Below are 18330 nucleotides of genomic sequence, written 5' to 3' on the forward strand. Positions count from 1 at the left end.
CTATTCATTACATATGAGTACTACAACACAATACGTTCCTTATAAAGTTAAGGATATCTCCCTTGCAGAATGGGGTAGAAAAGAAATTACTCTTGCAGAAGCAGAAATGCCTGGTTTGATGTCTATCCGTGAAGAGTACGGACCGTCTCAGCCACTGAAAGGAGCAAGAATCGCTGGATGTCTTCACATGACCATCCAAACGGCTGTGCTTATCGAGACATTGGTAGCTTTAGGAGCTGAAGTTACCTGGTCATCTTGTAATATTTTCTCTACACAAGACCACGCTGCTGCTGCTATTGCTGCTGCGGGAATTCCGGTTTATGCTTGGAAAGGTTTAAATGAAGAAGAATTTGACTGGTGTATTGAGCAGACTTTATTCTTTGGTGAAGACAGAAAGCCATTAAACATGATTTTGGATGATGGTGGAGATTTGACCAACATGGTTTTTGACAAATACCCTGAATTCACAAAAGATATCAAAGGTCTTTCTGAAGAAACTACTACAGGGGTACACAGACTGTACGAAAGAATGAAGAATGGAACTTTAGTAATGCCTGCAATCAACGTAAATGATTCAGTTACTAAATCGAAATTCGACAACAAATACGGATGTAAAGAATCTGCTGTAGATGCAGTAAGAAGAGCTACAGACGTAATGTTAGCCGGAAAAAGAGTGGTAGTTTGCGGATACGGAGACGTAGGTAAAGGTACTGCTGCTTCATTCAGAGGAGCTGGTTCTATCGTTACTGTTACGGAAATTGACCCAATCTGTGCACTTCAGGCTGCAATGGACGGTTATGAAGTAAAAAGATTAGATACTGTGGTAGACAATGCTGATATCATCATCACTACAACAGGTAACTTCAATATCGTAAGAGGAGAGCACTTCCTTAAAATGAAAGATAAAGCGATCGTTTGTAACATCGGTCACTTCGATAATGAAATCGATATGGCTTGGTTAAATAAGAACTACGGTCAGACGAAATCTGAAGTGAAGCCTCAGGTTGATATCTATACCATCGAAGGAAAAGAAGTAATCATCCTTGCAGAAGGTAGATTGGTAAACCTAGGATGTGCTACAGGCCACCCAAGTTTCGTAATGTCTAACTCTTTCTCTAACCAGACTTTGGCTCAGATCGAATTATGGAACAATTCTGCTGCTTATGGAAACGAAGTATACATGCTTCCTAAGCACTTAGATGAGAAAGTAGCGGCTTTACACCTTAAGAAATTAAGCGTTGAGCTTGAAACGCTTTCTCCTGAGCAGGCAGAGTACATCGGAGTAGACGTAAAAGGCCCATTCAAGCCTGAATACTACAGATACTAAGAGTTAAATAAAATATGATATTATCCCACTATTTCTAAGATAGTGGGATTTTTTTATGTAAAGGCATAGCACATTCCGTATTTTTGCCGACTAAAAAAATAACATGAAAAAAATCTTATTTCTGGGATTAATGAGCGCTGTGGTATTCTTTAACAGCTGCAGCAGTAATGATGATAATGGGACTAATACTCCTTCAGAACCAAAGACCTTATTAAGTAAAATTACTACAGTTTACTACGACAACCCGGCTCAGCCAGATACAAGCATAGAAACTCTACAATACAATAACCAGGGTGAACTTATAAAAACGTTGTCATCATCAAGTAGTTCAACGTTTGAATATAGTAACGGAAGGCATGTAAAAATAAATTATTACAATAACAATCAGGAACTGGAATATTATTCTGTTTTTAATTACAATGGAGATCAGCTCGTAAACGTTAAAGCAATCTACTCTAACCCGGATTACAACAGAACGATTACGTATAATTATAATACCAACGGACAGGTGATCTCTTCCACGCTTTGCCAGTCCCCAGACTGTTCCCATCCAATTGTTACCACTTATACTTATAATGGAAATAATATCTCATCAGAAACTTCAGAGAGCGGAGGATCCAGTTTTAACTCTAAAATTGTTTTCTCTTATGATGACAAACTGAATCCTTACACAAACACCAACAAATATCTCAAAATTGTGATGGGAGGAGCTTATGTTGTAAGCAAAAACAATTATCTGACCGAAAAGATCAGCTATAAAAGTAATGGAGTCTGGATACAAAATCAAACGAGAACTTCCACGATACAATACAACAGCGCTGGTTATCCTACTCAGGTGATTTCAAAAGAAGCCAATGGCAGCCTTTCCGCTCAGTATAATTACGAATACATTACTCAATAATACAAAGCTCTCCATTTTGGAGAGTTTTTTATGAGCTGGTTCCCGCTATCCGCTCATACTCCTCACGCCAGGCTATCCCATACCTATGTTCCGGGGTAACCGCTGCTATCGGGGCTAGGGGGAAAATTATGAATTATAAATTATGAGTTATGAATTACGGACAGATTTATAAATATTCAATAGGAACGGACTATTATCCTGAGCATAGTCGAAGGGAGTGCGTTTTACAATAAAGCAAAATCAATTGGCTTTAACCAAAACATAAAAATTAGTATATGTATTTCACCGTATTTTGCCCATATTTTCCCTATACTGAGGCTCTGTTTACAAAAAATGAATATCTTAGCCCTCTTAAATAAAACATTAATCTATGAAAAAACAAAAGGTATCAAATGCATTCATCGCTGCATCGTGGGTAGCTTTGGGAGCCGGAATGATCGGTTTCATCGTCGGCCTTGCAAGAGCCGAAATGCTGCTGAATGAAAAAGGATATTATTTCACTATTCTTCTTTATGGCTTATTTGCCGTTGTTTCTCTACAGAAAGCAGTAAGAGACAGATTAGAAAACATTCAGGTAACGGATATTTATTATGGGATCTGCTGGTTTGCTACATTATCATCTATTGTACTACTCGCTATCGGACTTTGGAACGCAACCATCCTTCCAAGTGAAAAAGGTTTTTATGCCTTTGCATTTTTGCTCGCTCTCTTCGGAGCCATTGCAGTCCAGAAAAATACCCGGGACAATATGATTCAGGAATAAAGTAAAACTCTCCATTTTGGAGAGTTTTTTATTTACCATAATACACAACACTTAAAAGAATAACGAATAATATTATTAATATTTTAAAATTTCATTATATTTATATCATAAAATAGAAATATAATGAAAAATATTTACTTATCTCTATTTTTACCTTAAAAACTAATACCATAAACCATAAACATGATTTTAAAAAAAATCCCGGTACTCATTTTCCTTTTACTGATAGTCATAGCAAAAGCACAAAATGAGTTCATCACCATTTGGAAAACTCAGAATGCACAACTTATTAAATTTCCCGGCCGGGGAACTAACTTCCAGGTATCCTGGGAAGAGATAGGATATCCTCAACATACCGGAACAATGCATAATGTAACCTCAACCACGGAATTTATTATCAATTTGGGAACTCCACTAAACCCATCCCCTGCCCAAGCCAGCTATAAGATTAAAATTAGTGATGGAAACGGAAGTTTTGATCAGGTCAGATTTTATAATGGCTCGTCAATCCCGGTTTACAATGCTTCAGACCGATCAAAAATCACTCAGATTACCCAATGGGGAAATATAAAATGGAAGAGCTTTGACAATGCTTTTGTATACTGTGATAATATGGATGTGACAGCCACAGATGCACCTGATCTCAGCATGGCTACCAGCATGCGTCAGATGTTTTATTTATGCATTTCACTAATCGGAAATCCCTCTTTCAATACATGGAATACCTCTACCATTACAGATATGCATTATATGTTTGGTGATGATACTCTTTTCAACCAGCCATTGGGAAGCTGGGATACTTCGAATGTTACAGATATGTCTTATATGTTTGACTATACAGGATTCAACCAACCTTTGGGGAAATGGAACACCGCTAAGGTGACCACCATGGAGCACATGTTTCATGATTCAGGAAATTTCAACCAGGATCTGCAAAACTGGAATACAGGAAATGTCACCAATATGAACGAAATGTTCCATGGCACTGTTTTTAATCAGAATCTTGGAAGATGGAATTTAAGCTCATTAACAACAGCAACCGATCTATTTCTCAATTCTGCTATGAGCTGTCTGAATTATGATAAAACACTTTATGGATGGAGCCAGAATTCATCAACACCCAATAATATTGATTTATCAAATGCTTCCCCATTAATCTACTCTCATTCTGATGCTGTAGCCGCAAGAAATTATTTAATCAATAATAAAGGCTGGACGATATCCGGTGATGTTTACAATGGCCTCTGCAACCAGACCCTTTCAGCTTCTGAAACGGAGATTAATAATAAACCCACCATTTATCCCAATCCGGTAACAGATCATATTTATCTTAAAAACATTCCGAATGCTGTAAGTTATATCATAACCGATATGAGCGGAAGAATTGCTGTCAAAGACAACCTTGAAGATGAAAAAATTAATGTCAGACTTTTATCTCCCGGCAATTATATGCTGCAGATTTTGACAAAGGATAAAATCCATTCATTGCCATTCATCAAAAAATAGCTCTAATAACTATAAAATTATAATCATGATTTTAAAAAAGATACAATCACTTATTTTTCTTCTGTTGGTTACTATTGTGAGCGCTCAGGATGAGTTTATTACGATCTGGAAACCTGCATCTACGATAATACCCACAGTAACTGTAGATGCACCCTATCAGGCAAATCCTCAGCAAATATGGTTTCCCGGAATTGGTGATAATTATAACATTTATTGGGAGGAAGTAGGATATCCGCAGCATAATGGCTCCCTTATGAACGTCACTTCTACGAAGCAGGTTCTTATTGATTTTGGCCCATCACTCTCAGATGGAACTGATGCTAAATACAGAGTAAAAGTAAGTAATGGCAGCGGAGCTTTCAGTCAAATAAAATTCGGATCTGCTCAGCTATATGCTGCTCCTGAACAACTCATCCCTATCTGGCAGGTGAACGGAAGTGCTGATAAATTATTAGAAATAGAACAATGGGGAAACATTTCATGGGCTAGCATGAACAGTGCCTTCAGTCTATGTAAGCTTATGGTACTTACTGCAACAGATACTCCGAAACTTAATAATGTGGATGATGCGTCTTTCATGTTTTATGGTACAACCAGCTTTACAGGTGCCAGCTCTATGCAAAACTGGGAGACTTCTAAAATCAAGAATTTCAGTTTTATGTTTTCGCTCTTGTTTGATATTACACCGGCTGCACTCACAGAGCAGTTCAACTCTCCTTATCTTGACAGCTGGAATATGTCTTCCGCAACAAACCTCAGCTATATGTTTGGAAATAGAACCCATTTTAATCAGACTCTCAACAGCTGGGATGTTTCCAATGTGACTGATATGAGCTGGATGTTTGGCCAGTGTTTAAGCTTCAATCAGCGTCTGGACAACTGGGAGACACCCAATCTTGAAGACATGCATTTTATGTTTCATATGATTCCAGTTTTTAATCAACCATTAAACTGGAACACTTCTAAAGTTACGAATATGGCTCATGTATTTCATGGCTGTACATCTTTTAATCAGCCGTTGGAAAGTTGGGATATGACTAAAGTAACGAAAATAGATCAGATCCTTAATGTTGCTTCAAGTTTTAATCAGCCATTGGGAAACTGGAATTTAGCTTCTGTTATTGATGGTGGCGGTGCTTTTACGATGTCAGGTATTAATTGTGAAAATTACAGCAAAACACTTATGGGATGGGCAGACAATCCCAATACGGCAAACAATGTTTCATTAGGTTCTTTAACAGGATTAAAATATGCTTCAAATGTGTCTGACAAAAGAGATATTCTCATTAATAAAGGTTGGTCATTAACAGGTGATACTGTAGGAAACTGTTTACTGTCTTCATCAGATTTGAAACTGAATAAAAAGCTTTCACTTTATCCTAATCCTGCAGTGGATGATATTCACATTGAAGGATTATCGGATATTAAAAGTTATAAAATTTATGATACAAGTGGAAGACTGGTAAAGGAAGGAAATCCTAACAGAGATATGATCAATGTAAGCTCTCTGCCAAAAGGAAATTACATTTTGCAGTTCATTCTGAAAGATACTACCCTCTCTTCAAAATTCATTAAGAAATAGAACAAAGAAGCCTCGCTGAAAAGTGAGGCTTTTATTTTGAGTTTAATGATCAACTATTTGTCAAAGTGATTAGGATGCTGAGCTTTAATATCATCTACGGTTCCCAGTACTTTATCTTTTAAAGAATCCTGATATTTCTGAAGTTTTGCAGCTACTTCTTCATTACCGCTTCCTAAAATTTTTGCGGCTAAGATCCCTGCATTCAAAGCCCCGTTCAAAGCTACAGTAGCTACCGGAATTCCACCGGGCATCTGAAGAATAGACAAAACAGAATCCCACCCGTCTATAGAATTGCTGGACAAGATCGGAACTCCTATTACCGGAAGTGTAGTACAGCTTGCCACCATTCCCGGAAGGTGGGCTGCCCCTCCTGCTCCTGCTACAATTACCTTCAGCCCCCTTTCATGAGCAGTTTTTGCATAATCGAACATTCTTTCCGGTGTTCTGTGCGCTGAAACTACAGTTAGTTCATAAGGGATATCAAGGCTTTTAAGAAAATTTGCAGCCTGTTCCATGATCGGCAGATCACTCTGACTGCCCATAATAATTCCTACCATCTTCAATTTTATTAGATGTTCAAAGATAAAAAATTAAAAATTAAAGCTGGAAGTTAGGGGAAGAAAGCTGGAGGTTCTTTTAAATACATCAAATATCTAAAACTAAATCAACCATCCATTAGCAACTAGCAACCCTTCTCCCCTCAATCTGTATCATCAAAAATTGGAACAACTGTACCCATCAGAATTATTTTAAAACTTCTACATTTGCTTGTTACACTACTTATTGACGTTGAAAGATTATAAACTCATTTTTGCTGTTTTTACCGTTGCCATTGTTTGGGGAACGACTTTTTTAGCGATTCGTGTCGCTGTGGAAACAATTCCTGCATGGTTTGTAGCCGGAATCCGACAGTTTCTGGCTTCTATGATTATGCTTGTTGTTCTTCTTTCGAGAAAGGAATTCAAGTGGATTGGCTGGAAAAGTTTAGGATACCAGGTTATTTTTGCTTCCCTGATGCTGGTAGTTGCTAATGGTATGACGACTGTGGCTGAAGAAACTGTTTCGAGCAGCCTGGCTTCACTTATCAGCGCCTGCTCTCCTATCCTTGTATTTCTGGGAAGTGTGGCTGTAGGACTGCAAAAATTTAGTTTGCGGGCACTTAGCGGTGTTCTGCTCTGCTTCGGCGGGATTCTTTTTATTTTCTGGGATGGGCTTAAAGATCTTGCCAATCCTGATTACAGAATGGGTATGATCTTCCTGTTCTGTGCCATTGCAGGTTGGGCTTCCGGAACTATTTTCACCAAGAAATTGAATATTCAAAGCGGAAATATAACATTGAACCTGTTCTATCAGTTCCTGTTTGCAGGAGTGGTTCAGGTTATTTTTGCTTTTCTGTTTTCCGAAAATTATAACTTCGGAAACTGGACTCTTAAAAGTATCTCAGCGATGATATATCTCGCTGTTTTCGGTTCTGTAGCAGCTTTTTTTGCCTTTCACTATGCACTGACGAAAATTTCTCCGGTACAGGTTTCTATCCTTGCTTACATCAATACCATTATTGCCATATTTCTGGGCTGGCTGATTATGGATGAGAAAGTGACATCTAAATTCATCCTTGCTGCTGTAATGATTATCTGTGGTGTTTTTATTATCAATTACAAACCGGAGATGTTCAAAAGACAAAGGGTTGAATGATAAATATACTTCAAACCACAAAAGACACAAAAGTTTGTAAATCCTTGTGCTTTTAAAGGGATTATACAAAGTTTTGAAAAGCTCACAAAATTATTTAAGATTAAAAAAAAATCTGTGCTCACCTGTGTCATCCGTGGGCAAAAAACGTATTAAGACTTTCAATAAAATCACTTACTTCCATTATAAATGCCATTTACTTTTAACCATTTTAAGAACAAATCCGTCCATTCTCCGGTATTAGTTCCTTTTTTACCCATTCCCCAGCCATGGCCGCCTGATTGAAATAAATGCAATTCAGCAGGAACTTTATGGTCTTTCAATGCCTGATACATCAGAATACTATTTTCTACTGGAGAAATAGGATCATCTTCAGACTGGGCCAGAAAAGTGATGGGAGTCTGAGCATTCACCTGCTTTTCAACAGAAAGTCTGATCTGATCTTTTATATCAGAATTTTTTCCTAATAAAGATTTAAATGAATGGGTAGTATTATTGGGTGGCAGCATAGAGACTACAGGATAGATCATTGCTGTAAAATTGGGTTTGGCAGAAATCAAATCAATATCATCCTGAGATGGATAATATGCTGTATCAAATGTAGATGAAATATATCCTGCAAGATGTCCGCCTGCAGAAAACCCGAGTATTCCGATCTTATCAGGATCTATTTTATATTTTCCGGCATTCTTCCTGATAATCCGTAAAGCGCGCTGTGCATCCTGAAAAGGAACTGATCTTGTTGCCCAGCCTTCTTCCGGAAGTCTGTATTGAAGCTCAAAAGCTGTAATTCCCAAAGACTTCAGCCATTCGCTGGCAGGATATCCTTCTGATCCGGATTCAATGTGTGCATACCCACCACCGCTAATGACTAAAACAGCAATTCCGTTGGGATTTGCAGGTTGGTGAATGATAAGCTTCGGAGTACTGATATTCGTAAGAGAACCTTTGGGAGAAATGATCATTTCACCACCAGGTCCGGGACCATCCGGAATTTTCACCCACAGATTAATAGAAGGTAATATATCCTGATTGGAAAATCCGTTTTGAGCAGAAAACAGGCTCCCGAAAAACAAAAAAGAGAAAAAAATAGTTTTCATTCTATTCAATTTTACTATAAAAATAATATCAATAATCTTACCTAATCTATCCGGCTGTTTTTTAACTTATTAAATATAATTAAAATCAGATATGCTCCAGTTGGGTTTTGTATTTCCTCCATTTTCCTTATATTGTATACTCCAACCCATACAATATGCTGAAAAACACATTCTTTTTATTTCTCGCCGTCTCTTTTCTACTTGTAAGCTGTGATTACAAAGAGAAAGAAAAGAGCCTGACAGACAGGGAAAAACAATTATTAGAAAAAGAAAAGATAGTCGCTAAGAAAGAGTCCGAATATCAGTCGCTTCTGAAAATGAGAGACAGTATTTTTGCCAAAAAAGATTCTGTGGTAATTGCCGCTGCCTGGCCTACGGAAATCTCCGGTCCATGGAACGGAAAGGTAATCTGTACAGAATCTAACTGCAGTGAATATGCGGTAGGTGACCAACGTACTGACCTTTGGGAATTCGATAATGATTCTACCCAGCCCATCACCAAAATTATCAATAACAATAATCTGGTGAGGCTGTATACGGGCAAGTTTGAAAATAATGAAATCAGACTCTCTTTCAAAACCGATTCTACGGCTAAAAAGAATGTAGAAATGAGCGTCCTTCTTAATGATATTTCGGACAACAAGATCAAAGGAACAAGAACCATCACTTCTGATGGCTGTACCGCCAAGTTCTCTGTTGAATTAGTACGTTCCACAAAATAAACACTTATGATTTTACTGAGTATACACAACCTGAGTCTTCCTATAGAAGATCCGGTACTGAAGTTCCTGCTGGTACTGGTCATCATCCTTGCAGCACCATTGCTTCTTAATAAAATTAAAGTCCCACACCTTTTAGGGCTTATCATCGCCGGAGCCATTATTGGTCCGAACGGATTCAATGTTTTATCCAGAGACAGCAGTATTGTTGTGACGGGAACCACCGGACTACTTTACATCATGTTTCTGGCCGGATTGGAGATTGATATGGGAGATTTTAAAAAGAACAAATGGAAAAGTCTCACCTTTGGTATTTATACCTTTACCGTCCCTTTTGTACTGGGATATCTGGGAGGATATTATCTTTTACACTTTTCCATGCTGACTTCCATCCTGTTTGCCAGTCTTTTTTCGTCTCATACCCTTATTGCCTATCCGTTGGTGAGTAAGTTGGGAATCGCAAAAAACAAAGCTGTTAATATCACCGTTGGAGGGACTATGATCACGGATATTCTTGCCTTATTGGTACTTGCCGTGATTGTGGGAATGTCTCAAGGAGATGTAGGAACTGAGTTTTGGGTCAAATTATCGGTCTCTTTTGTAGTTTTTGCTCTAATTGTACTCATTGTATTTCCTATTATAGGTCGTTGGTTTTTCAAAAGAGTGGATGATAAAATATCACAGTATATTTTTGTACTGGTTATGATTTATCTGGCTGCTATGCTTGCTGAACTGGCAGGTGTAGAAGCAATTATCGGGGCATTCTTTGCCGGATTGGCTTTGAACAGACTTATACCTCATACTTCTTCTTTGATGAACAGAGTAGAATTTGTGGGAAATGCCATCTTTATTCCCTTTTTCCTGATCAGTGTAGGAATGCTGATTGATTTTAAAGTATTTTTCAAAAGCTGGGAAACCTTGGAAGTTGCCGGAATTATGCTGGTAGCGTCTATCGGTGGAAAATATCTTTCTGCAGTAGCCACTCAAAAGACATTCATGCTGACCAAAGAAGAAGGAAAACTGATTTTCGGACTGAGTTCTGCTTCAGCAGCGGCAACACTGGCTTCAGTAATGGTAGGATATAACATCATCCTTTCTGAAACTGAAACCGGAGAACCAGTAAGATTATTGAATGAGCACGTTCTGAACGGAAGTATTTTACTGATCCTGATTTCATGTACCATTTCTTCTTTCATTTCTATGGCAAGTGCTCAGAAAATTGCTGAAAGTGATAATGAGGATACCGTTTCCGGAAATACTCATGAAGAAGAAAATATTCTATTGGCCATCAATCATGAGGCCACTGTGGAGAGAATGGTCAATCTGGGAATTCTGATCAAAGCCCATTCCAATACGGAAGATCTTTTCGCCCTGAATGTCATCAATGAAGATAAAAATGAATCTTCGGTAAAAAATGCTGAGAAACTTCTTCATCAGGCAACAGATGCAGCCGCGGCGGCAGATGTTAAATTACAGTCCTTAAAAAGGTATGACAATGATGTCATCAACGGGGTAAATAATGTGATAAAAGAACAGAAAATCACAGACCTCATCATAGGATTGGAAGATGAAAAAGGGTTCTCCCCTTCTTTTGTGTATAATCTTTATAACGGTTATCTTCAGAATGATGATGTGAATGTACTGGTTTATCATGCAGCACAACCTCTTTCTACGATTAAAAAATATGCAGTGATGATTCCCGAAAATGCCCACCAGGAAGCCGGATTCTTCCATGCATTGCTGAGAGTCTGGAATATTGCCAGAAATTCCGGGGCTACGGTTGTTTTCTATGCTCCGGAAAACATCCTTGATATTTTACAAAAAATCATTAAAAAAGCCAATATAGAAGCAGAATTCATCATTATGAACACCTGGCAGGATGGCGAGAGAACTGCCGCTCAGTTAAAAGATGATGAAGCCCTGATTATTTTGATGGCAAAACGCGGTATGAAATCTTATATTCCAAGAATGAGACTGATTCCGGAACTTCTGAACAGGAATCTGAATGATAACAATTATCTTCTGATTTTCCCTTTCTCAGAATACGATAAAAACAGTCCGGAAATACGTTCTGTAGGCAATCATGGGGATTTTGTGGAAATTGGAAATGTGATTCAGAAGATTTTTAAATAGAATTGCTGGAAGCTGGAAGTGGAATGCTGGAGGTTATCTATGTCTGAATAATCATTTTTTTATTAAATCATAACAATTTGAGTCATCAATAGGATCGGGCTTTAGCCCGATATAAATTACATGAATACATTTGGCTTTAGCCGAAACATAATTTAGATTTTGGCTAAAATAATCATTTGTAAACGGGCTCTCTTTGGCTATGCTCAGTATATTAGCCCGTTCCTATTGAATTGTTTTTAGGACAACATAAAAAGGAGCTGTTTTTATCTTTAAAACAGCTCCTTTTATTTATATTAAACTGATATTACTCAGCAATTACTCTTACCATTCCTTTCACTTGTACAAGCTTTTCCATCAGTTCTTCTCTGGAATCAGCAAGAACGTTGATATGTCCCATTTTTCTTCCCGGTTTGGTTTCTGTTTTTCCGTATAAGTGAATGTAGGTTTCAGGAAGCTTCAAAACGTCTTCCATTCCTTCATATACAACTTTTCCTTCATATCCTTCTGCACCTACCAGATTCAGCATTCCACTGTAAGTAATGGCATCGGTATCTGCTAAAGGTAAGTTTTTAACCACACGGTACATCTGCTCAAACTGTGAGTTGGTATTTCCTTCCTGGCTCTGATGTCCTGAATTGTGCAGTCTTGGAGCTGTTTCATTCACCCATATTTTCCCTTCTTTATCAAGGAACAATTCAATAGCGAATAATCCCGGAGAGTTTACAGCGTTTAAGAATTTTTCTGTGATAGAATCAATCTGGGTCTGTACATCTTCTGTGAGAAGCACCGGACATACATTGAAGTCTAAAAGGTTTAGCTTTGGATCAGCAACCATTTCCGTTACCGGGAAAATATTGGTTTCTCCCTTTTCATTTCTTGCAACAATTACAGAAAGCTCTTTCTCAATATCTACCATACTTTCAATAACAGATGCTTCTGTCCATAAGTGCTGATAGTCTTCTTCCGTTTTAATTACCTGTACTCCCTTCCCGTCATATCCACCAGTATTCATTTTCTGAACAAACGGCAATGGCATGATGATCTTCTCATCACTGTTCCATACCACCTGGAATTCCGGGCTTGGAATATCATGAGCTTTATAAAATTCTTTTTGAAGGATCTTTTGCTGGATCGTTTTGATGATACTTGCATTGGGAACAACTCTTATTCCCTGTCTTTCAAGTTCTGCCAATGCATCAGCATTTACGTGTTCTATTTCAATGGTCACCACATCTTTGTCTTTTCCGAAGTTCAAAACTGTTTCATAATCATTAAAATTTCCCTGTGTAAAATACGAGATATTATGACATGGTGCATCGGAAGCAGGATCCAGAGTATAAAACTCATCATCATACTTCAGTGCACTTTGTATCAGCATTCTTCCCAGCTGTCCGCCTCCCAGAATTCCTATTTTCATTTTTTATTTTTATTAGATTTATTCTTATTGAATTTTATCAATTTTTAAATAACCAAGTCCCATCGGGTTCTTCTGATTTTCTGCATCAGATTTTTTAAGAACGATAGAATATTTTTCTTTCATATAAGCAGGAAGAATATCACTTACATTGAAAATATCATCAATATCTACTCCATGCTTATCGTCAATATGGCTTACAGCTCCTTCAAATCCCATCGTCTGGTAAAATTCGGTAGCCTTTGCTCTTTTTACAATTTCTCCCATAGACTGCCCTACCATTAAGTGCTGCTCATGGAATTCTTCAAAAAAGCCAGGCTTATACCCTCCTAAATTGAGAAAATACAATTGATCTTCTGATGACTTCTCTCCTTTTTCTACAATCTCTACTTCATAACCATCAGCAAATTTTACTTCCTGATGACAATCCAGGTGAATTTTCCCTTCTGCTTCCTTCCAAAACTCTTTCATATCCGGGATCAGATCTTTAAGATTCTCTGCTATTCCAAAGAAAACATCGTGCTGCTCAATATTTCTTCCTTTGGGAGTTGCCCCCAGGATGACATAAAATAATTTCAATTCATTTTTCATGCATACAAAAATACGTTAAATTTATATTTTTCAAATGTTTGGCAGACTACTACAATAATTTTATATTTGTAACATTATTTGTAGTATGTCAGAAATCATCATACTCTTCCTTGGAGCAATTTCCGCTGGTCTTTTAGGTTCACTTACGGGTTTAGGAGGAGGAGTTATTATCATTCCTTTATTAACGCTGGGTTTCGGCGTTCCAATGCATTATGCTATCGGTGCTTCGCTCATTTCTGTGATCGGAACCTCATCCGGTGCAGCCGTAGCTTTCGTAAAAGAAGGCTTTACGAATATGAGAATCGGGATGTTTCTCGAAATAGCCACCACAGCAGGAGCTATTGTGGGCGCTCTGGTTTCAGGGATGCTTAACCCGAATACAATCGGAATTATTTTCGCAAGTATCCTTCTTTTAACGGTTATTTTAAATCTTAAGGGTAAACCGGATCACCAGGAACCTTTGGTAAAAGGAAGTTTGGAAGAGAAGCTGAAATTATACGGAACTTTCCCGGATAAAGGGATTTTGAAAAGCTATTCTGCAAGAAATACAGTTCCCGGATTCTTGATGATGATGTTTGCCGGCGCCATGTCTGGTCTTCTAGGGATTGGTTCTGGAGCATTGAAGGTATTGGCAATGGACAATATGATGAAACTGCCTTTCAAAGTATCTACAACAACCAGTAATTTTATGATCGGAGTAACGGCAGTAGCCAGTGCACTGATCTATTTCCAGAGAGGAGAAATTATTCCGGTAATTGTAGCTCCGGTATTGATAGGAGTTGTAATCGGAAGTTTTATTGGTTCAAAAACGCTGATGGTATCAAAGACCAAAAAATTAAAAGTATTTTTTGCCATTGTTATTACCATTCTTTCTATTTACATGATGTATAACGGTATCAACAAAAGCTTCAGATAATGAAAAAGAATTTTACAGATGTAGATCTGAACCGCTCCGTAGGAAACCTTCTGAGACTTGGTGTTATTCTTTCTGTGGCAACCTCTCTGATTGGTTTTATCAAGTTATTTTTTGAGGGTTTTAAAATGCCCGAAAAATATACCAGTCTTGTGGTAGGAACCTCTTCCGAAAAAGTATGGGGACATTTTTGGGATTCTCTGTGCAAAGGAGAAGGTACAGCCATTATTCAGCTGGGAATTCTTTTATTGATCTTCACGCCTCTGATGAGGATTGTTTTTGCTTTAATAGGCTATTTAAAAGAAAAAGACTACGTTTATGTAGTCATTTCTTCTATTGTTTTAGCAATTATGGCAGTGAGTTTCTTTGCAGGCTACGCCCACTAATTTATTTTACATTTCATAAAACTCTAACGGCAGCTGATCCGGATCCTGGGTAAAGAAAAATTCTTTTCCGGTGAATTCATCTATGCGGATTTCTTCACAGTTTAACCCTTTTCCTATCAGTTCATTCCTTTTTTCTGTAACATTTTCCACAGAGAAAGCAAGATGCCTTAAACCACATGCTTCAGGGCGTGACGGACGTTGTGGAGGATCTGGGAAAGAGAATAATTCTATTACATAATGATCCCCGATTGCCAGATCAAGCTTGTAAGATTGTCTTTCTTCGCGGTATACTTCACGAATGATATTTAGATCTAGAATTTCTGTATAAAATTTCTTTGAAACAGCATAATCTGAACAGATGATTGCAATATGATGGATTTTCATTTTTTTATTTTAAACTACTTTTAAATTTAACTTTGTTATTGTATCTCTTTACAGTTATCTTTTCTTCTCGTGTCAATAATATATTGGATTTTCCATTCGTTATTCTGCTTTACCAGCTGAAAACTATTAGCTCCGCAATGTGATAATTTCCCTTTTAAATAAAAAGAATAAGGCGTAAATACACTGGCCAGATTTCCATCCGTATGAACGGTTTCTACTATAATCCTTTCATCCAAATCCCCTTTTGTAAATTTTGAAACCGAAGCTACAAATTCCTGTATGTTATCACTTTTTACAGTACCGTCTTTAGTGATGGTCTGAAGAACCGCATTCTCCGCAAAAGCTGATTTTACCAGCTCAGAGTCTGCATTTTTCATGCCAAGGAATAGGTTTCGGATAGGTTTTTCAATATCTTTATTTTGCTGACCGAAAGCTGAAATACTGATCAGCAGAAACAGTGCCATAATTTTATTCATAGAATAGATTTAGATAAATAAAAATAGATAAAATAAAATTTAAATTGATTAACAAATTTTAAAAATCATTCTTAAATTGTGATCAAAATTATTTCATAGCTTTTATATGTGGATTATTTATCTGATTTTGGCCATACTTCTTCTGGTCATGACAATACTGCCAAAAATTCAGCATTCTCACTGGATATTCAGAGTTCCGGAATTTGCTAAAATACAGGTTACTTATCTTATCTTTTTCACTTTTCTACTAGGTTTTTTTACTGATTCTAAAGAATATTTTTGGTATTACCAGAGTATTCTGCTGGTCTTGTTTGTTCATCATAGCCATACTCTTATCAAGTACACCCGTTTCTACCCCGTAAAGAAACATACACAGCGTTACAAATCTTCTGATAAACTACATTTTATTTCAGCTAATGTTTATCAGTTAAATAAAGAGTATGAGAAGTTCATTAGGTTTGTTAAAAAGCACAATCCTGATTTTTTCATGACTATGGAAAGTAATGGTGACTGGGAAAAAGCAATGAGGCCTTTAGAAAAAGAATATAGTTACCAGCATAAAGTAACCCTTGAAAACACCTATGGCATGCATTTCTATTCCAGAATTGAAATCAAAGAAGCAAAGACTCATTATTTCGTAGCTGATGATATTCCAAGTATTGAGGTACATATGAAAACAGCTGATGGTTTTTCTTTTGTTTTCTTTGGAGTTCACCCGCCGCCGCCAAGTCCTACAGAAGAAGAAACATCAAAGGAAAGGGATGGTGATCTTCTAAGCACAGCCAAATGTGTAAAAGACATCAAAAAACCTGTTATTGTAGTGGGAGATTTCAATAATGTTGCATGGTCAAGATCATCTGTGCTTTTCAGAAAAACAAGCCATCTGATAGATCCGAGAATCGGACATTCTTTTGTTTCCACCTTTCATGCGAAATACCGTCTTTTAAGGTTTCCTATCGATCTGATGTTTCACAGTGAAGATATTTTTATTAAACAGCTGAAGACATTGGAAAATTTTGGTTCAGACCACCTCCCGGTATATTGTGAGTTTTTCATAGATCATCACAATGATGAACAGGAAGAGCTTATAGAAACAGCGACTTCTGAAGAGAAAGCAGAGGCCGAAATCATGATAGAAGAAGGAAAGAAAGAAAATGGCGAAAGGGAAACTGTTGTTAATGAAGATTAAAAAAGTGGGCCAAAGCCCACTTCTATTGAATATTATTTTTTATCAGAATCCAAAGTTCCATCCCCAATTAATGGTTCTGTTCCTACCCCAGCTGCCTGTTTCTGTTCCTACCTTATATTCGGTAAAAAATATGAGTAATAAAGCAATAACAATGGCAATGAGAATATAAATCTTCTTCTTTTTCATCCTAGAATTTCATCACATCCTTCACTACTCCATTTTTCTGGGTATGCTGTAGTAATTCAGCTTCTATGAAGGCTTTAATCTGCTCTTCAGAACCATTACTTGGAAACAGAAGATGAACATTAGCTCCAGCATCCAGCGTAAAGAATAAAGGATGTCCGGTTTCTCTTCTAAAATCCCAGATCTTATTGATGACTTCCAATGTTCCTGTTTTCATCAGGATAAAAGCAGGATCACTCATCATCATCATTGCATGCAATGTAAGTGCCTCATGTTCTACCAACTTGATAAAACGTTCCATATCTCCGCTTTTCAGTATGTTTTTCATGGGAACGAAATTTTCCCTTGCCTCCTGAAATCTTCTTTCAGCGTACGGATTGGTATTCATCAAACCATGTCCTACCGTTGAAGAAACACTTTTTTGCCCTTCATGAATTAACAGCACCCAATCATTAAAATTTTTGAACACTTCATGAACTTCACTATCCGGATACTGTACTCCGAATAGATCTGAACTTCCTTCTACCTCATCACTTTCTCCCCACACAACAAGCCCGTTATATAAGCTTCGGCATGCACTTCCACTTCCTAATCTTGCTAAAAATGAAGCTTTTCTTAAAGATTCTTCTTCAGATGTTTTTTCTGAAAATGAAGCATCCAATGCCATGAGGCATTTTGCAATGGCTCCAAATCCTGAAGCTGAACTTGCGATCCCGGAACTGTGTGGAAATGTATTCTCTGTTCTGATCATATATTTTCCTTTTAAAATCCATGGAAGGTACTGCTCTATATTTTTGAAATATTTCTCTATTTTCTCAGCAAATTTCACTTCCTCATTTCCAGACAGGAAAGTTTGTACTGAAAAAGCTTCACCCGCTGTAAACTCCATTGATGTATTGGTTTTACAGTGGTTCAAAGTATAACTGATACTAGGATTAGCAGGAATCTGATTGTCATATTTCCCCCAATATTTAATCAGGGCAATATTAGACGGACAGCTTTCCGAAACCGTTTGTGAATGAATATTGAAATTTTCTTTTCCTATAAAATCTTGTGTCGTCATAGTTTAAT

General features: G+C 37.4%; 19 protein-coding genes. 11 read left to right on the forward strand and 8 right to left on the reverse strand.

Annotated features, from left to right (window positions below):
* Positions 1–13: 13 nt before the first annotated feature.
* The 5 genes from ahcY (at position 14) to LKL37_RS21495 (ending at position 6079) form a co-directional block, all read left to right on the forward strand.
* Positions 14–1327 carry an adenosylhomocysteinase gene (gene ahcY, locus LKL37_RS21475; protein WP_047378461.1) on the forward strand — a complete coding sequence of 438 codons (1314 nt, stop codon included), beginning with the start codon at positions 14–16 and terminating at the stop codon, positions 1325–1327.
* 103 nt (positions 1328–1430) lie between these two features.
* The gene (locus LKL37_RS21480) at positions 1431–2228 is read left to right on the forward strand and encodes a hypothetical protein (RefSeq protein ID WP_431612447.1); all 798 of its coding nucleotides are present in this window, start codon (positions 1431–1433) and stop codon (positions 2226–2228) included.
* Positions 2229–2598: 370 nt separating this feature from the next.
* Positions 2599–2991, forward strand: a complete 393-nt coding sequence (gene yiaA / locus LKL37_RS21485; RefSeq protein ID WP_121488521.1) for an inner membrane protein YiaA — start codon at positions 2599–2601, stop codon at positions 2989–2991.
* A gap of 183 nt (positions 2992–3174) precedes the next feature.
* On the forward strand, positions 3175–4497 hold the full coding sequence (locus LKL37_RS21490; RefSeq protein WP_431612448.1) for a BspA family leucine-rich repeat surface protein: 1323 nt from the start codon (positions 3175–3177) through the stop codon (positions 4495–4497).
* A 25-nt stretch (positions 4498–4522) separates the two neighbouring features.
* A complete protein-coding gene (locus LKL37_RS21495) occupies positions 4523–6079 on the forward strand; it encodes a BspA family leucine-rich repeat surface protein (protein ID WP_431612449.1) in 1557 nt (518 codons plus the stop codon).
* Between the two features lie 53 nt (positions 6080–6132).
* Here LKL37_RS21495 and purE read toward each other — a convergent pair whose 3' ends face one another.
* Entirely contained in the window at positions 6133–6636 is a 504-nt protein-coding gene (purE, locus tag LKL37_RS21500; RefSeq protein ID WP_431612450.1) for a 5-(carboxyamino)imidazole ribonucleotide mutase, read from the reverse strand.
* A gap of 232 nt (positions 6637–6868) precedes the next feature.
* On the opposite strand from purE, the gene LKL37_RS21505 reads away from it, so the two are divergent.
* Positions 6869–7774, forward strand: a complete 906-nt coding sequence (locus LKL37_RS21505) for a DMT family transporter (protein WP_414845104.1) — start codon at positions 6869–6871, stop codon at positions 7772–7774.
* Positions 7775–7941: 167 nt separating this feature from the next.
* Here the strand turns inward: LKL37_RS21505 and LKL37_RS21510 are convergent, their stop codons facing one another.
* The gene (locus LKL37_RS21510; RefSeq protein ID WP_431612451.1) at positions 7942–8871 is read right to left on the reverse strand and encodes an alpha/beta hydrolase; all 930 of its coding nucleotides are present in this window, start codon (positions 8869–8871) and stop codon (positions 7942–7944) included.
* A gap of 155 nt (positions 8872–9026) precedes the next feature.
* On the opposite strand from LKL37_RS21510, the gene LKL37_RS21515 reads away from it, so the two are divergent.
* Together LKL37_RS21515 and LKL37_RS21520 are read left to right on the forward strand one after the other, a co-directional pair.
* Positions 9027–9593, forward strand: a complete 567-nt coding sequence (locus tag LKL37_RS21515; protein WP_431612452.1) for a hypothetical protein — start codon at positions 9027–9029, stop codon at positions 9591–9593.
* A gap of 6 nt (positions 9594–9599) precedes the next feature.
* On the forward strand, positions 9600–11723 hold the full coding sequence (locus LKL37_RS21520) for a cation:proton antiporter (protein ID WP_431612453.1): 2124 nt from the start codon (positions 9600–9602) through the stop codon (positions 11721–11723).
* Positions 11724–12027: 304 nt separating this feature from the next.
* Here LKL37_RS21520 and LKL37_RS21525 read toward each other — a convergent pair whose 3' ends face one another.
* Both LKL37_RS21525 and LKL37_RS21530 read right to left on the reverse strand, forming a co-directional pair.
* Positions 12028–13140 carry a 5-(carboxyamino)imidazole ribonucleotide synthase gene (locus LKL37_RS21525; RefSeq protein WP_431612454.1) on the reverse strand — a complete coding sequence of 371 codons (1113 nt, stop codon included), beginning with the start codon at positions 13138–13140 and terminating at the stop codon, positions 12028–12030.
* A gap of 24 nt (positions 13141–13164) precedes the next feature.
* Positions 13165–13728 carry a DUF1543 domain-containing protein gene (locus tag LKL37_RS21530; RefSeq protein WP_431612455.1) on the reverse strand — a complete coding sequence of 188 codons (564 nt, stop codon included), beginning with the start codon at positions 13726–13728 and terminating at the stop codon, positions 13165–13167.
* A gap of 85 nt (positions 13729–13813) precedes the next feature.
* Between LKL37_RS21530 and LKL37_RS21535 the strand changes: the two genes are divergently transcribed.
* Together LKL37_RS21535 and LKL37_RS21540 are read left to right on the forward strand one after the other, a co-directional pair.
* Positions 13814–14644 (forward strand): sulfite exporter TauE/SafE family protein, encoded by an 831-nt coding sequence (locus tag LKL37_RS21535; protein WP_105703291.1) that lies wholly within the window; start codon positions 13814–13816, stop codon positions 14642–14644.
* Positions 14644–15027 carry a DUF1634 domain-containing protein gene (locus LKL37_RS21540; RefSeq protein ID WP_034699869.1) on the forward strand — a complete coding sequence of 128 codons (384 nt, stop codon included), beginning with the start codon at positions 14644–14646 and terminating at the stop codon, positions 15025–15027. The genes LKL37_RS21535 and LKL37_RS21540 overlap by 1 nt, the downstream gene beginning before the upstream one ends.
* 6 nt (positions 15028–15033) lie before the next feature.
* Here the strand turns inward: LKL37_RS21540 and gloA2 are convergent, their stop codons facing one another.
* Both gloA2 and LKL37_RS21550 read right to left on the reverse strand, forming a co-directional pair.
* Positions 15034–15411 carry an SMU1112c/YaeR family gloxylase I-like metalloprotein gene (gloA2, locus tag LKL37_RS21545; RefSeq protein WP_431612456.1) on the reverse strand — a complete coding sequence of 126 codons (378 nt, stop codon included), beginning with the start codon at positions 15409–15411 and terminating at the stop codon, positions 15034–15036.
* 35 nt (positions 15412–15446) lie between these two features.
* Entirely contained in the window at positions 15447–15887 is a 441-nt protein-coding gene (locus LKL37_RS21550) for a nuclear transport factor 2 family protein (RefSeq protein ID WP_431612457.1), read from the reverse strand.
* Between the two features lie 148 nt (positions 15888–16035).
* Here LKL37_RS21550 and LKL37_RS21555 point away from each other — a divergent pair, with 148 nt between their 5' ends.
* Complete coding sequence (locus LKL37_RS21555; protein ID WP_431612458.1) at positions 16036–17076, forward strand: endonuclease/exonuclease/phosphatase family protein; 1041 nt, start codon at positions 16036–16038, stop codon at positions 17074–17076.
* 42 nt (positions 17077–17118) lie between these two features.
* Here the strand turns inward: LKL37_RS21555 and LKL37_RS21560 are convergent, their stop codons facing one another.
* Complete coding sequence (locus LKL37_RS21560; protein WP_431612459.1) at positions 17119–17262, reverse strand: hypothetical protein; 144 nt, start codon at positions 17260–17262, stop codon at positions 17119–17121.
* A gap of 1 nt (position 17263) precedes the next feature.
* Positions 17264–18322 (reverse strand): diphosphomevalonate/mevalonate 3,5-bisphosphate decarboxylase family protein, encoded by a 1059-nt coding sequence (locus LKL37_RS21565; RefSeq protein ID WP_431612460.1) that lies wholly within the window; start codon positions 18320–18322, stop codon positions 17264–17266.
* Positions 18323–18330: the final 8 nt, after the last annotated feature.

Source organism: Chryseobacterium sp. 'Rf worker isolate 10' (assembly GCF_050753305.1).
Classification (GTDB): Bacteria; Bacteroidota; Bacteroidia; order Flavobacteriales; family Weeksellaceae; genus Chryseobacterium.

What these genes read in the sequence shown, in the direction of transcription:
- LKL37_RS21565 (WP_431612460.1), bottom strand. Translation starts at nt 18,322, where the DNA reads ATGACGACACAAGATTTTATAGGAAAAGAAAATTTCAATATTCATTCA.
- LKL37_RS21490 (WP_431612448.1), top strand. Translation starts at nt 3,175, where the DNA reads ATGATTTTAAAAAAAATCCCGGTACTCATTTTCCTTTTACTGATAGTC.
- LKL37_RS21535 (WP_105703291.1), top strand. Translation starts at nt 13,814, where the DNA reads ATGTCAGAAATCATCATACTCTTCCTTGGAGCAATTTCCGCTGGTCTT.
- LKL37_RS21530 (WP_431612455.1), bottom strand. Translation starts at nt 13,728, where the DNA reads ATGAAAAATGAATTGAAATTATTTTATGTCATCCTGGGGGCAACTCCC.
- LKL37_RS21555 (WP_431612458.1), top strand. Translation starts at nt 16,036, where the DNA reads ATGACAATACTGCCAAAAATTCAGCATTCTCACTGGATATTCAGAGTT.
- LKL37_RS21560 (WP_431612459.1), bottom strand. Translation starts at nt 17,262, where the DNA reads ATGAAAAAGAAGAAGATTTATATTCTCATTGCCATTGTTATTGCTTTA.
- LKL37_RS21495 (WP_431612449.1), top strand. Translation starts at nt 4,523, where the DNA reads ATGATTTTAAAAAAGATACAATCACTTATTTTTCTTCTGTTGGTTACT.
- LKL37_RS21550 (WP_431612457.1), bottom strand. Translation starts at nt 15,887, where the DNA reads ATGAATAAAATTATGGCACTGTTTCTGCTGATCAGTATTTCAGCTTTC.
- LKL37_RS21510 (WP_431612451.1), bottom strand. Translation starts at nt 8,871, where the DNA reads ATGAAAACTATTTTTTTCTCTTTTTTGTTTTTCGGGAGCCTGTTTTCT.
- ahcY (WP_047378461.1), top strand. Translation starts at nt 14, where the DNA reads ATGAGTACTACAACACAATACGTTCCTTATAAAGTTAAGGATATCTCC.
- LKL37_RS21540 (WP_034699869.1), top strand. Translation starts at nt 14,644, where the DNA reads ATGAAAAAGAATTTTACAGATGTAGATCTGAACCGCTCCGTAGGAAAC.
- LKL37_RS21520 (WP_431612453.1), top strand. Translation starts at nt 9,600, where the DNA reads ATGATTTTACTGAGTATACACAACCTGAGTCTTCCTATAGAAGATCCG.
- gloA2 (WP_431612456.1), bottom strand. Translation starts at nt 15,411, where the DNA reads ATGAAAATCCATCATATTGCAATCATCTGTTCAGATTATGCTGTTTCA.
- LKL37_RS21525 (WP_431612454.1), bottom strand. Translation starts at nt 13,140, where the DNA reads ATGAAAATAGGAATTCTGGGAGGCGGACAGCTGGGAAGAATGCTGATA.
- LKL37_RS21480 (WP_431612447.1), top strand. Translation starts at nt 1,431, where the DNA reads ATGAAAAAAATCTTATTTCTGGGATTAATGAGCGCTGTGGTATTCTTT.
- yiaA (WP_121488521.1), top strand. Translation starts at nt 2,599, where the DNA reads ATGAAAAAACAAAAGGTATCAAATGCATTCATCGCTGCATCGTGGGTA.
- purE (WP_431612450.1), bottom strand. Translation starts at nt 6,636, where the DNA reads ATGGTAGGAATTATTATGGGCAGTCAGAGTGATCTGCCGATCATGGAA.
- LKL37_RS21515 (WP_431612452.1), top strand. Translation starts at nt 9,027, where the DNA reads ATGCTGAAAAACACATTCTTTTTATTTCTCGCCGTCTCTTTTCTACTT.